Genomic DNA, 13,560 nt, shown 5'->3' on the forward strand with positions numbered 1-13,560 from the left:
TCCCCGCCTAAATAGCTATCGACAACCGAGCGCTTGAAACTCTCGCTGTATTTGGACATGCAAAACCCCCGAAGGTTGTGTCCAACTTTCGGGGGTCAGTTCAAAACGGGGCTTTTTTCATTGGAGCGGGAGGACGCATGGCCGGGCAGATCATTATCCTGAACGGCGCGCCGCGATCGGGAAAATCAAGCATCGCGAGGGCTATTCAGGAGAGCTTCGACGGCGTCTGGCTCAATCTCGGCGTCGACGTCTACGAGCAGGCCACGCCGGCACGCTATCGGCCTGGGATTGCTGCCTGGCGGCGAGCGTCCGGACCTTGAGGCCCTCGTGCCCGGATTATACGCCGCGCTCTACGAATCGATAGCCGCTCATAGCCGGTTGGAGCTGAATGTCGTTGCGGATGTCGGCCATCACGATGCCTATTCGAAACCGCTCCACATCCTGGCCGATTGCGTTCGCCGTCTCGCCGGTCTGCCGGTGCTGCTTGTCGGTGTTCGCTGTCCGATCGAAATCATCATGGAGAGGCGAGCGGTGAGCGCGACGGACAAGAGATATGTGACCGGCTCGCCCGACGATCCCGTGCCATTGCCCGTGCGTCTGTGGCAGGAAGAGGTTCACCGGCCAGGCATATACGATCTGGAGGTCGACACCTCGCTTCTGAACCCTGTGCAATGCGCGGATGCGATCGCAGAGCAGCTTCGGCAAGCACCGTATCCAACAGCGTTTCAGAAACTATTCAACCCATCCAGCGCGGCCCTTGAGCCGTTTTGACCGGCATGGCCGCCGCAGGCGGGTTCGTCCAGATCGGCGAATTTACAGCCCGCATACGGCCGGCGATTGCATGGTGGAGCTCTCGATTTCAGCGGCCATGCGGTCCGACGCGAAACGTGTCACCAAATATCCGCACGCCTTCCAGATCGCGATCATCAGGACTGCACCCGCATAGCCATCCACGGCATAGTGCCAGCCAAGTACGACGGAACCGACCATAATGACGCCGGCGAATAACCACATCACAAGACCGGCCAGCCGAGACCGCCGTGTTGCGTAGAGGGCGAACAGCACCGCCATCGCAACGTGCAGGGATGGGAAGGCGGATATACCGACGCTGCCGGTAGTTGCGCCGGTATAGCCACTCCACAGCATATCCTGCGTGCTGAGCGCCCAGATCGGATAGACTCGATCGGCAACGGCAAGTGCTTGCATGAGGGGGTGAAAGTCGTTGCCGAACCCCAATCGCTCGTAAAAGCAAGGGCCAGCCGACGACAGGCCCATCGCGAGGAAGAAGCCACCCAGCGTCCACATCGTCATGAAGCTCATCAGGAACTGGTGACGCAGCTTCGTATCCTTGCGTGTGATGCACACGGTGAAAACCGTGGTGATGAGCACGACGAACCAGAAATTGTACGCGATGTTGATGATCTTCAACGCAAGCGGCGACTGGACGACAAACCACAACCATTCGTGCGGGGCTCGACCGAAATGCAGGATGCGATCGGCGTGAGCCAATGCTTTGTCCCATGCAAACGGAGAGAGGATTGCAATGGCTCCCTTCAACACACCGATCGCGGATATGAAGGCAAGACCCGCACCCAGGCCATTCAGGCTGTTGGCAATGCGTTCGGCATCGCCAAAGAATCTACCCAGTGACTTGAGGAAGATGTGCAGCGGTTCGGTATCCCGCTGGACCAGCGCAAGGTGGAAAAGCGTCCCAAGTGCAAGGGCTGAGCCGCAAATCCAGAAGGCGATGAAAAGATACTCGGCGTATTCCTCCAGAACGCCGAAATCCGGCATGTTTCCAGTGTGCCACCCGACTGCGCTTGCCAGAAGCAGCGCAGCGGCAGCCATAGCGTGCAGCAGCCGGTGTCGCCAAAAGGCATCCGCCAAGATACCAAGAAAAGCACGTCCGAAAATTGCCCCCGTCAGCGGGGCCGATGCCGCAACCGAATCTTCCATGGTTTTGAAGCCCCACAGCTCGCCACGCCGTTACTGTTTTACCGTGAGACGGTTCAATATTTCCTAATCAGACGATTAGAGTTGCAAACGGTTGAGTCCCGGCGCCGGCACGGCCGGGCACTAGAATCGTCTTCTCGGCTAAACGGCGCTACCCGGTCCGCCACATCGGCTGGCCTCTCGCTCTCAATTTTTGAGCGCAGTCCGGATCTTTTCGGCATTTTCGGTCAGCACCTCCGGCTTCTCCATTCCTCCCGTGTGCGACTTCAGCGGGATGCCGTCGAAGCGCGGAATGACATGTACATGCAGATGATAGACGGTTTGCCCCGATGCCGGCTCATTGAACTGCATGATGGTGACGCCGTCGGCACCAAAGGCCTTTTTCACCGCCAGCGCCACTTTCTGAACGACGCTCAAGAGATGGCCGAAAATTGACGGGTCGGCGTCGAGCAGGTTGCGCGATCGCGCCTTCGGCAACACCAGCGTATGACCCGGCCCCTGCGGCATCACATCCATGAAGGCGATGACCGCTTCGTCCTCGTAGACGCGGTGCGAAGGAATTTCGCCGCGCAGGATCTTGGCGAAGATGTTGTCGGTATCGTAGGCGGCCTCTGTCATGGTGAACGCTCCGAATTGTGCCTTTCGTGTAGCGAAACGGTGGAAAATCGGCAAGACGATCGGACGAAGTCGGCCCTGCTCGTCAAGGCAGCCCTGTTGCTACTCCTCCAGATCCTTGCGGAACGGGGTGTGCTCTTCCAGATATTCGCTCATCCGCTCCACCTCCTGCCGTTCGCGCCGGAGGTAGTCGGCGACGGCATTGCGCAGGCCTGGGTGTGCAATGTAGTGCGCGGAATGCATGGTCACCGGCCGGTAGCCGCGCGCCAGCTTGTGCTCGCCCTGCGCGCCCGCCTCCACCACCTTCAGCTTGCGCTCGATGGCGAAGTCGATCGCCTGGTGATAGCAGACCTCGAAATGCAGGAAGGGATGGTCCTCGATACAGCCCCAGTTGCGGCCATAGAGTGCGTCGGAGCCGATGAAATTGATGGCCCCGGCAATGTATCGCCCGTTGCGCCTCGCCATCACCAGCAGGATGTCGTCGGCCATGCGTTCGCCGATCAGCGAGAAGAATTGACGGTTGAGATAGGGCCGACCCCATTTGCGGCTGCCGGTGTCCATGTAGAAGGCGAAGAAATCGTCCCAGGCCTTCTCCGTGAGGTCCTTGCCGGTCAGCCGGTCGATCGAAATGCCTGGGGCAAGCGCTTCACGCCTTTCCTTCTTCATCGCCTTTCGCTTGCGCGAGGCAAGGGTGGCGAGGAAGTCGTCATAGGTCGAAAAGCCTTCGTTGAAGAAATGGAATTGCTGGTCAGTGCGGTGCAGGAAGCCTGCCGCTTCCAGCACCTCCACATCGCTCTCTTGCGCGAAGGTGACATGCGCGGAAGAGACGCCGAGTTTTTGCGTCACTGCCTTCAGGCCCGCCGCGAGACCGGCCTTCACTTTGGCGCTGTCCTCGCCTTTGCTGACCAGCAGGCGAGGGCCGGTGACCGGGGAGAACGGCACGGCACTTTGCAGTTTGGGATAGTAACGGCCGCCGGCGCGCTCGAAGGCATCCGACCAGCCATGATCGAACACATATTCGCCCTGGCTGTGCGATTTGAGATAACAGGGCACCGCGCCCAGCAATCTGCCTTGCCCGTCCTCCAGCCTGAGGTGATGGCCCTGCCAGCCGGTACGCCGCACGGCGCATCCAGAATCTTCGAGCGCACTTAGAAAAGCGAAGGAAACCAAAGGATTGTAACTGGTTTCTGAATCTCCGCGCGCAGTTCCGGCAAAGCCGTTCCATTCATCACAGGTGAAGGCGCCGATGCCGGCGGCGACGCGGATCGAATAGTCCGCATTGGCCGTTTGTCCGTCACCCTCGTCGCCCTGATCCATGAGGCTTATTTAAGCTCCGTCCGGCCTGGTACAAGTCACGTTTCAGACACTCAGGCGACTTTGACCAGATCGGGCTCGAACCCCTCGAACGTCATCTGGTCGGCATATCTGAAGGTCAGGTCGACCGCCGGCTGGTCGTGCACCGTCCAGGTGATAACAGGCATTTTCAGCTTTTCGCGCACGAAGCTGACGAATGGGTTCGGCAGGTCGCCTGCGGCATAGGAGGTGAAGGCGATCTTATGCGCCAGCATGGCGAAATGCGCCTCGATCAGCCCAACGTCCTTGCCGTAGGCGGTGAGCCCCCCTGGGATACCCGGCGCGTCCTTCGGAAAATCGCGGACCAGCCAGTGGTCGAACGACATGATCGCCGCTTTGCCCTTGTAGCGCTTGAGCATCTTGCCGACGCTTGCCACCAGGCCTTCGTCATAGCCGGGCGTGCCTTTCAACTCGACCACCAATGGCACGCGGCCGTTCACCAGGTCGAGCGCTTCCTGCAGCGTCGGCACATGGTCCGCCGTGCCACCGACCCTGAGCGCCGCGAGTTCAGTTGCGGTACGCTGCCAGACGAAACCATCCTGGCCGGTCAGGCGCTTGAGATCGCCGTCATGGATGATGACGGGAACACGGTCGGACGACAGGTGCACGTCGCATTCGATGGCATAGCCGCGCTCGGCGGCCGCGGCGAAGGCCGACAGCGTGTTTTCCCAGCGCGTCTTGTTCATGTCGTGGAAGCCGCGATGGGCGACGGGCCGGGCGGTCAGCCAGGATAGGTCGGTCATATCTGTCCCCTGGCTCATTCGACTTCGAAGATGGCTTCGATTTCCACTGCGGCATTAAGCGGCAGGCAGGCGGTGCCGACGGCGGAGCGCGCATGCTTGCCACGTTCGCCAAGGGCCGCCACCAGGAAATCGGAGGCGCCGTTGGCAACCAGATGCTGCTCGACGAACTCAGGTGCCGAGGCGACGAAAACGGTGATCTTCACCAGACGGCTAATCTTCTCGAGGTCGCCGAGTGCTGCCTTGGCCTGTGCCAGGATGTTGATCGCGCAGTATTTTGCCGCGTCCTTGCCGCCTGCCGTATCCAGATCGCGACCTAACAGCCCGCTCGCCTGCAGCTTGCCGTCCTTGAGCGGCAATTGCCCGGCGGTGAACAGCAGATTGCCGGTCCGGCAATAGGGCACGTAGTTGGCGGCGGGCGCGGCGGCGACGGGAAGTGTCACACCCAGATCGCTTAGCCGCTTTTCGATTGTTTCACTCATGGTATTTCCCTATTGCTTGGTGACGCCGCGCCGGCCGGGCCGAAATTGCTATTTTTGCCTCGCTTCCGCCACGACTTTTTTTAAGCTGGACCATCTTTCCCTGCGGCCTGCCATCAGTCGCGACGATCGGAGTACCTCATGCGCGCAACGCGCCTCGCATTCCATGCCGTCCTGTTGTCGGGGGTCTTCTCGATAGGCCCTGCCTTTGCCGCGCCGGCGCTGCAAGCCCACCGCGCCGTCTACGATCTTACCCTGAAAAAAGCGTCCGATCAGTCCGGCATCACGGGCATATCCGGCCGCATGGTCTATGAGTTCAATGGCTCGGCCTGCGAAGGCTATACGGTGAAATTCCGCTTCGTCACCCAGATCGTCACCGCCGACAACACCAGGTTGACCGACCAGCAGACGACCACTTTCGAGGATGCCGAGGGCAAGACCTTTTCGTTCGTGACAAAATCCTTCGTCGACCAGAATCTCGACAAGGAGGTCAGGGGCGTCGCCACGAAAGAAACCAAGGGCTTGAAGGTCGACATCGACAAGCCTGAAAAGAACAGCGTCGAGCTGGCAACAACCCAATTTCCGACCCAGCACCTGGTCGAGCTGATCGGCAAGGCCGAAAAAGGCGAGAATTTTTACGAAACGAACCTGTTCGACGGTTCCGAAGACGCCAACAAGGTGATGACCACCACTGTCGTGGTCGGCAAGAAAACCGATGCCGACAAGGCCGACCCGGAAGCTTCGGCACTGGCAAAGCTCGCCACCGACAAATACTGGCCGGTCGACATCGCCTATTTCGACGACACCAACAAGACGGGCGAAGAGGTGCCGGAATACCGTATCAGCTTCAAGCTGCATGAGAATGGCATCACCCGCGATCTCGTCATGGACTATGGCGACTTCTCGATGACCGGCAAGCTGGTCAACCTGTCGCTGTTCGACCAGACGAAACCCTGCCCCGCCAAATAGTGCCGGTCTAGGCAGTTGATTTACCACGACACGGCGTGGTCGTTGCGATCGACTTGAACGTGCCGCAATCGTCTCTCAACCTCTCCCAGCGTCCAGGCGCGAGGGGGATCAGCTTGAGCAGGATCGATACATTCGTCGCGCCGCGGCCCAACCCGGCACTGATCAGGGCCATGACATCCGTCAACCGGATCGTCATGCTGCGCGGCATTCCCGGATTTCGGGATCTGTTGCCGTTCAATCGCCTGGCCGGTCTTCGCGGCGTCGCCAATCTCCGCCATATCGACTTTCCCGACGCCAATCTTGAGCGGCTGAAGGCCAGTTGCGGGGCAGGGAAGGCGACCTTCATCACGCCCAATCATCCCGAGTTCTTCACCGACTGGATGATCGACAAGGAGATTGTGTCGCAGGTCAGCCCGCTCACGGCCTCATGGGCAACCAATGGTGTCGTCAACGGCCTTGGCCGGCTGATGCAGAAGTTCTGGCTGGCCAACAATCTGATCGCCCAGATTCCGGGCAACAGCGGGGCAGCCAAGGAACACTCCGTCGCCTGGGCCTTGAAAGGCCATGGCGTGCTGCTGCATCCCGAAGGCGGCGTTGGCTGGCATGCCAACATCGTTGCGCCTTTGCTGCCGGGTGCCGTCGAGATGGGGCTCGAGGCCCTCAAGCGCGGCCGGGCCACGGATCCGGATTTCAAGGTCTGGATCGCGCCAGTCGTCTGGAAGCTTGCCTTCACCGGGAATGTCGAAGCGGCGCTGGCGAAGGAATGCGCCTATGTCGAGAAAAGCCTGAAAATAGAACGCCTTGCGACCGACACGCTGCCGCAGCGCATCCACCATGTCTATTCGACGCTGCTGGCCCGCGATGAAGCAGCATCGGGCATGCCATCCGACGAAGGCGCAACCTATGCCGAGCGCCAGCAGGCGTTGGTTGCTGAACTCGGCCGCCGACTCGGCGAAAGCATCTCGCCCGACACTGATGTCACCGACGCAACCGAACTTCTGCGGCGGGCGCGTCGTTGGCAGCGCGAAAACAGTGGCGATGCGGAAGGCCGAAAGCAGGTCCGCGCGCTCGCCGACACGATTCAGAGGCTGCAACGCGTCGGGCCCTGGGCCGCGGCCAACCCGCGCATCAGCCTGGAAGAGATCGCCGAACATCTGAAGCGGGTCCGCAACGACTATTGCCGGGGCGGACTGCGTGACACGATCAACCGGTTCATACCGCAGCCGGCCGGACCGCGTTGCGCCCATATCCGGGTGCCGGAGGCGCTGGGCCTGCATGAGTATGCCGGCTCGATCGACGATGCGGTTGCCGAGTTGCATCGTCGCATGCAGGACACAATCACCAGCACCGTGGCTGAAGTCGAGGCCGGCGGCGGCTTCATTTTCTATCTGAATCCCTTCTATCATCGCTAGACGAGTGCCTGTCGGCGCAAGATGAAGGAATACGGCAAGCCTCATGGCAGTCTATGTCGACGCAGCGATCTGGAACTGGGCCGGCCATCGCTGGTGCCATCTGTTGGCCGACGACACCGACGAACTGCATCGCTTCGCCGCGGAGCTGGCCATCAAGCGTTCATCGTACCAGGGACCGCCCAAGACTTCGGCGCCGCATTATGACATAACGGGTTTCGAGCGTGATCGTGCGGTGCGGCTCGGCGCTATCGAATGCAGCCGCGAGGAGATCGTCGCGGTCTTCCGGCGGGTGCGGGTGCCGAACGGCAAGGTCAAGCGCTGACAGCAGGGCGCGGATCGTCGCACGCAACACCACGGATCCTGCGGCGCTTGCGTTTATCGCGCATCCCCTCTATATGCGCGCTCATTCCACACACGGACTTTGGTGTCTGCCCGGGAGAAATCCGGCTGAAACCTCCGGTGGCGTTCGAGGACAAAGTCCAAAAATGCCTGTGTCCGTGGAGGCTAACCGGAAAGGAACTTTGAATGGCACTGCCTGATTTCAGCATGCGCCAGCTTTTGGAAGCTGGCATTCACTTCGGCCACCAGACCCACCGCTGGAACCCGAAGATGGCGCCCTACATCTATGGCGCCCGCAACAACATCCACATCATCGACCTGTCGCAGACGGTGCCTTTGCTGCACCAGGCGCTGAAGCAGGTTTCCGACACCGTTGCCAAAGGTGGCCGCGTGCTGTTCGTCGGCACCAAGCGCCAGGCCTCCGACATCGTCGCCGATGCGGCACAGCGTTCGGCTCAGTATTATGTCAACTCGCGTTGGCTCGGCGGCATGCTGACCAACTGGAAGACGATCTCGAACTCGATCCAGCGCCTGCGCAAGCTCGACGAGATGCTGGCCGGCGAAGCGCAAGGGTTGACCAAGAAGGAACGCCTCAACCTCGACCGCGAGCGCGAGAAGCTCGACAAGGCGCTGGGCGGCATCAAGGACATGGGCTCGACGCCCGACCTGATGTTCGTGATCGACACCAACAAGGAAGCGATCGCCATCCTCGAGGCCAAGCGCCTCGGCATCCCGGTCGTCGCCATCATCGATTCGAACTGCGATCCGGACAAGATCGACTTCCCGATCCCCGGCAATGACGACGCGGCCCGTGCCATCCAGCTCTATTGCGACCTGATCGCCAAGGCTGCGATCGACGGCATCGCCCGCCAGCAGGGCGCGCTCGGCGTCGACATCGGCGCTTCGGTCGAAGCTCCGGTCGAACCCGCGCTCGACCCGGCTCCGGCCCCGGCGTCGGAAGCTCCCGAAGCTTGATAATCGAAGGCCGGTTGCGGCCTTCATCTTTCTCATATTCTGGCACGCTAAACAGACGCACCATCGAATACCGATGGTGCGTCGGTGCATTTAAAACAAAGAGGCGACAATGAGCATTTCGGCTGCACAGGTCAAAGAACTCCGCGACTTGACCGGCGCGGGCATGATGGATTGCAAGGCCGCGTTGACCGAGACCAACGGCAACATGGAAGAGGCCGTCGACTGGCTGCGCAAGAAGGGTATCTCCAAGGCCGACAAGAAGGCTGGCCGCACCGCGGCTGAAGGTCTGATCGGCGTCGACAATGGCGTGCGCGAGGCTGCCGTCGTGGAAGTCAATTCCGAGACCGACTTCGTGGCCCGCAACGCCGCGTTTCAGGAAATCGTCGCCAACGTTGCCAAGGTTGCGCTGGCCTATGGCACGACGGAGGCTGTGGCCGCCGCAAAGTATCCGGGGTCCGACAAGTCGGTTGCCGACACCATCAAGGACGCTGTCGGCACCATCGGCGAAAACATGGGCTTCCGCCGCTCGGCCAAGCTCACCGTTCCGCACGGCGCTGTCGCTACCTACGTTCACAACGCGGTTGCCGACGGCCTTGGCAAGCTCGGCGTGCTGGTCGCGATCGAGACCACGGGCAATGAGCATGCCGCCAACGCCTTTGGCCGCCAGGTGGCGATGCATGTTGCCGCCACCAACCCTCTGGCTCTGACCGCAGAGCAGATCGATCCGGCCGCGGTCGAACGCGAGAAGGCGATCTTCTCCGACCAGGCGCGCCAGTCCGGCAAGCCGGAAGCGATCATCGAGAAGATGGTCGAGGGCCGTCTGCGCAAGTTCTACGAGGAAGTCGTGCTCCTGAAGCAGGCCTTCGTGCTCAATCCCGACATCACTGTCGAGAAGGCGCTGAAGGATGCCGAGAAGGAGATTGGTGCGCCGGCCAAGATCACCGCCTACCTGCGCTTTGCGCTGGGCGAGGGCATCGAGAAGGAAGAGACCGATTTCGCCGCGGAAGTCGCTGCAGCGGTCAAGAAATAGCCCTTTCCAGGGCTCACGAACTCAGGCAACTCGGCCGGGTGTCCGCAAGGAGGTCCGGCCGATTTCTTGTGCGGTGTCGATAAAGGCCCTGAGCTTCGGCGCCATCGCCGCCCGGCGAGGGAAATAGAGGAATAGCCCCGGTTCCTCGATCGCCGTCTGCGGCAGCACCTGGACGAGGCGGCCCGCGGCAAGATCGGCGCGCGCCAGCGGCTCGAACACATAGGCAAGCCCGACGCCTGCAAGCGCAAGATCGATTGCTGCGAGCGAATCCGTCACGACAACGCTGCCCCGCGTCTGCATGGCGATGTCCTTGCCATCCTCGATCAAATCCCAGCGATAGAGCGCACCGGAGCGGACGAGCCGGTAGCCGATACAATTGTGGTTCGCCAGGTCGGCAACGCCGCCGGGACGGCCGTGCCTTCCGATATAGGCGGGCGAGGCGACGATGACGACGGAGAATGGCGGCGTCAGCCGGACCGCAACCATGTCCTGAGCGATCATCTCGCCAAGCCGGACGCCGGCATCGAAGCCTTCGCCGACGATATCAACCAGACCCTGGTCAGCGAAGACCTCGACCGTAACCTCCGGATAGCGCTCGGCCATCGCCGCGACCACCGGCGTCACCGCCAATGGTATCGCTATGTTGGAGGCGTTGATCCTGAGCAGGCCAGACGGCCTGCCTTTGACGCTGCGGATGCGGTCCATCCGCTCGGCAATATCCTGGAGGGCCGGAGCCGCCGTTTCCACCAGCGCCTTGCCGGCCTCGGTGAGCGAAACGCTGCGCGTCGTGCGGGCGAACAAGGGCTGGCCGATCCGCTCTTCGACAATGCGCACCGCATGGCTGACCGCCGAAGGGCTCATGCCGAGTTCGGCGGCGGCAAGCGCGAAGCCGCCGCGCCGGGCAACGGCGACCACGACCGGAAGATGGCTGAGCAGATCGCGATCCATTCATGAATGATATCGCATGGTCTTTGCGAACAATGCAACCTTATCGATGCCAAGGCGGTGGTCCACATTGTCGCCAACTCATCGGCGATCGGCTGATGGCACTGAGGAGACGAGACATGAACACGTTAAAGCACGTAACTTTCACGGCAGGCATGGCGTTGGCGCCGATGGATGCCGGTGGGGCGGAGCCATCAGACTGGCGGGCCCTTGCAGACGAACGCGCGGTCATTCGCATTGCCGATGCCATCGACCGGGCCGTTGACGCCCAGGACTGGAAACTTGCACGCGGCTATTTTGCGGATCGGATCACCGCCGACTTCAGCAGTCTCTCCGGACAGCCGGCGGCCAACATCGCTTCCGACGATCTGGTTGGCGCTTGGGCGGCCAACCTCAAGGGCAGCAAGACAAGCCTGCATCTGCGCACCAATCACCAGGTCGCTCTCAAGGCGGACACGGCGACTGTCCTGTCGAACGGCTATGCTTGGAACCGGATGGAAGGCAATGGCGACCCGCTTTGGGAGGTCTGGGGCACCTATGAGCATCACCTGACGCGTTTTGCGGATGGCTGGAAGGTCGATGGCTTCGCGTTCCACATGACACACGAGCGCGGCAATCCCTGGGTCAAGAACACTCCGGGCCAGTGACGCGCGGGGGTATCTATCACCAAGCATTGGAAGACGATCATGACCATGACCTACTACACTCTTGGCAACAGCGGCCTCAGGGTCAGCCGACTGGCACTGGGCACGATGACTTTCGGCAAGGAATGGGGCTGGGGAGCCGACAGGGATACGGCGCGGGCGATTTTCGACGCCTATGTCGAGGCGGGCGGCAATGTCTTCGACACGGCGGATCTCTACACAGATGGCACGGCCGAAGCCTGGCTTGGTGAATTCATCGCCGAGCGCGGGCTGCGCGACACGGCGGTGATAGCCAGCAAGTTCACCATGAACATGCAGCCCGGCAATCCGAATGCTGGCGGCAACGGCCGCAAGAACATCATGCGGGCCGTCGATGCTTCGCTGAAACGGTTGGGGACCGACTATATCGATCTCTATCTCATGCATGTCTGGGACAGGCTGACCCCGGCTGAAGAGGTCATGCGCACGCTGGACGACCTGGTTCGGATGGGCAAGATTCGCCATGTGGGACTTTCCGATGTGCCCGCCTGGTACGCGGGTCGCGCACAGGCGATCGCCGAATTGCGAGGATATGAGCCGGTTTCGGCGCTACAGCTCGAATATTCGCTGGCCGAACGCGCGATCGAGAACGAGTTCGTGCCATTCGGCACGCGCCATGGCGCCGGCATCATGGTGTGGAGCCCGCTGGCCAGCGGTTTGCTGAGCGGCAAGTATCGACCGGCCCAGACCGGAAACGGCCGCCTCGACGGATTTCGCAACTCGACGCATCCGGGTTTCCAAAAGTTCACGCAACGCAACTGGGCTATCGTGGCCGAACTCGAGAAGGTCGCATCCGAGATCGGCCGCAGCATGCCTCAGGTCGCTCTCAACTGGGTGGCGACGCAGCCGGGGATCGCAACCGTCATCCTCGGTGCGACGACGCTCAGCCAAATGCATGACAATCTTGGCGCGCTGGATTTCGAGATTCCGAAAGCGCATCGCGACCGGCTGGAGAGAGCCAGCGGAACTCCAGCGCCGTTTCCCTATTCCTATTTCGATTCGCAGATACAGGCGCGCGTTACCGGCGGCGCGACAACCGGCGACAAGCCCTCCAACTACGTGTCACCGGTGCTTATCGAAGGAGAGTCGGCCAGCGTGTCCACCAATTGATCGATGGGACAGGAAACCGGCAATTTGCCGTTTGGGCGCCGCGTGCCATCGCGGCGCCCTTCGGGTATAGGAACGCCATTGTTTCGAGGCGGCACCAGCGCGAGGGTAGCCACCTGGAACGCGCCACACGCAAAATGAAGAGGCCCAGATGACGGTGAAGCCCCTCTACCGACGTGTCTTGCTGAAAGCGTCGGGCGAAGCGTTGATGGGCGAGCAGCATTTCGGCATCGACGTGTCAGTGGTGGATCGCATCGCCGGCGACATCGCCGAGGCGCGCGCATTGGGCATCGAGGTCGGCGTCGTCATCGGCGGCGGCAACATCTTTCGCGGCGTGGCCGTTGCCTCCAAGGGCGGCGACCGTGTCACCGGCGACCACATGGGCATGCTGGCCACGGTGATCAATTCGCTGGCGCTGCGCACGTCGTTGAACAAGATCGGCGTCGACGCCGTGGTGCTTTCGGCGATCGCAATGCCCGAACTTTGCGAGAGCTTTTCGCAGCGCCAGGCGACCGCCTACATGAACCAGGGCAAGGTGGTGATCTTTGCCGGCGGCACCGGCAATCCGTTCTTCACCACTGATTCGGCCGCCGCCCTCCGTGCGGCTGAAATCGGCGCCGACGCTCTGTTCAAGGGCACTCAGGTCGACGGCGTCTACTCGGCGGACCCGAAAAAGGACCCCAGTGCGACGCGCTTCGAGCGCATCAGCCATGGCGAAGTCATAAATCGCGGCCTTTCCATCATGGATACTGCTGCGATTGCACTTGCGCGCGAAAACAACATTCCGATAATCGTCTATTCGATCCACGAAAAAGGTGGTTTCGGCGATATTCTGAGGGGCGGCGGCCGCTGCACGGTCGTCGCGGACGATTGATCGGCGACCTGACCCGAAAAGGGAAGCCGGTTTTCGAAAGTTCGATTCGAAGACGGCCCCGAAGCAGTGAGCCCGCATTAGACGGG

14 protein-coding genes and 1 pseudogene are annotated in these 13,560 nt (G+C 61.3%); 9 read left to right on the forward strand and 6 right to left on the reverse strand.

Going from position 1 to position 13,560, the window contains the following annotated elements; all coding sequences use genetic code 11:
• Positions 1-137: 137 nt before the first annotated feature.
• Positions 138-771, forward strand: a pseudogene (locus NKK51_RS24240) (chloramphenicol phosphotransferase CPT family protein).
• Positions 772-813: 42 nt separating this feature from the next.
• Here NKK51_RS24240 and NKK51_RS24245 read toward each other — a convergent pair.
• The 5 genes from NKK51_RS24245 to NKK51_RS24265 form a co-directional block, all read right to left on the reverse strand.
• Positions 814-1,956 (reverse strand): phosphatase PAP2 family protein, encoded by a 1,143-nt coding sequence (locus tag NKK51_RS24245; protein ID WP_352554833.1) that lies wholly within the window; start codon positions 1,954-1,956, stop codon positions 814-816.
• A 183-nt stretch (positions 1,957-2,139) separates the two neighbouring features.
• Complete coding sequence (locus tag NKK51_RS24250) at positions 2,140-2,571, reverse strand: HIT family protein (protein ID WP_352554834.1); 432 nt, start codon at positions 2,569-2,571, stop codon at positions 2,140-2,142.
• Between the two features lie 99 nt (positions 2,572-2,670).
• Positions 2,671-3,885 (reverse strand): GNAT family N-acetyltransferase, encoded by a 1,215-nt coding sequence (locus NKK51_RS24255; RefSeq protein ID WP_352554835.1) that lies wholly within the window; start codon positions 3,883-3,885, stop codon positions 2,671-2,673.
• Between the two features lie 50 nt (positions 3,886-3,935).
• Positions 3,936-4,664 (reverse strand): glycerophosphodiester phosphodiesterase, encoded by a 729-nt coding sequence (locus NKK51_RS24260; protein ID WP_128303609.1) that lies wholly within the window; start codon positions 4,662-4,664, stop codon positions 3,936-3,938.
• Between the two features lie 14 nt (positions 4,665-4,678).
• Positions 4,679-5,143, reverse strand: a complete 465-nt coding sequence (locus NKK51_RS24265) for a RidA family protein (protein WP_128303610.1) — start codon at positions 5,141-5,143, stop codon at positions 4,679-4,681.
• A gap of 138 nt (positions 5,144-5,281) precedes the next feature.
• Between NKK51_RS24265 and NKK51_RS24270 the strand changes: the two genes are divergently transcribed.
• The 5 genes from NKK51_RS24270 to tsf all read left to right on the forward strand — a co-directional run bounded on the left by NKK51_RS24270 (position 5,282) and on the right by tsf (position 9,865).
• Positions 5,282-6,109, forward strand: coding sequence for a cell envelope integrity EipB family protein (locus NKK51_RS24270; RefSeq protein WP_352554836.1), 828 nt, complete (start codon positions 5,282-5,284; stop codon positions 6,107-6,109).
• Between the two features lie 113 nt (positions 6,110-6,222).
• Positions 6,223-7,521 carry a lysophospholipid acyltransferase family protein gene (locus NKK51_RS24275; RefSeq protein WP_352554837.1) on the forward strand — a complete coding sequence of 433 codons (1,299 nt, stop codon included), beginning with the start codon at positions 6,223-6,225 and terminating at the stop codon, positions 7,519-7,521.
• Positions 7,522-7,564: 43 nt separating this feature from the next.
• Positions 7,565-7,843, forward strand: coding sequence for a DUF4031 domain-containing protein (locus NKK51_RS24280; RefSeq protein WP_128303613.1), 279 nt, complete (start codon positions 7,565-7,567; stop codon positions 7,841-7,843).
• Positions 7,844-8,046: 203 nt separating this feature from the next.
• Positions 8,047-8,835: a 30S ribosomal protein S2 gene (rpsB, locus tag NKK51_RS24285; RefSeq protein WP_023812937.1), complete on the forward strand. Its 789-nt coding sequence runs from the start codon at positions 8,047-8,049 to the stop codon at positions 8,833-8,835.
• Positions 8,836-8,944: 109 nt separating this feature from the next.
• Positions 8,945-9,865, forward strand: coding sequence for a translation elongation factor Ts (tsf, locus tag NKK51_RS24290; protein WP_023812936.1), 921 nt, complete (start codon positions 8,945-8,947; stop codon positions 9,863-9,865).
• A gap of 21 nt (positions 9,866-9,886) precedes the next feature.
• Here tsf and NKK51_RS24295 read toward each other — a convergent pair whose 3' ends face one another.
• A complete protein-coding gene (locus tag NKK51_RS24295) occupies positions 9,887-10,813 on the reverse strand; it encodes a LysR family transcriptional regulator (RefSeq protein ID WP_352554838.1) in 927 nt (308 codons plus the stop codon).
• Between the two features lie 116 nt (positions 10,814-10,929).
• On the opposite strand from NKK51_RS24295, the gene NKK51_RS24300 reads away from it, so the two are divergent.
• The 3 genes from NKK51_RS24300 (at position 10,930) to pyrH (ending at position 13,474) form a co-directional block, all read left to right on the forward strand.
• Complete coding sequence (locus tag NKK51_RS24300; RefSeq protein WP_128303617.1) at positions 10,930-11,457, forward strand: nuclear transport factor 2 family protein; 528 nt, start codon at positions 10,930-10,932, stop codon at positions 11,455-11,457.
• A 39-nt stretch (positions 11,458-11,496) separates the two neighbouring features.
• The gene (locus NKK51_RS24305) at positions 11,497-12,603 is read left to right on the forward strand and encodes an aldo/keto reductase (RefSeq protein WP_352554839.1); all 1,107 of its coding nucleotides are present in this window, start codon (positions 11,497-11,499) and stop codon (positions 12,601-12,603) included.
• A 148-nt stretch (positions 12,604-12,751) separates the two neighbouring features.
• Positions 12,752-13,474: a UMP kinase gene (gene pyrH / locus NKK51_RS24310; RefSeq protein WP_027161554.1), complete on the forward strand. Its 723-nt coding sequence runs from the start codon at positions 12,752-12,754 to the stop codon at positions 13,472-13,474.
• Positions 13,475-13,560: the final 86 nt, after the last annotated feature.

Origin of the sequence: Mesorhizobium sp. M0011 (genome assembly GCF_040324155.1) — a bacterium.
GTDB lineage: Bacteria > Pseudomonadota > Alphaproteobacteria > Rhizobiales > Rhizobiaceae > Mesorhizobium.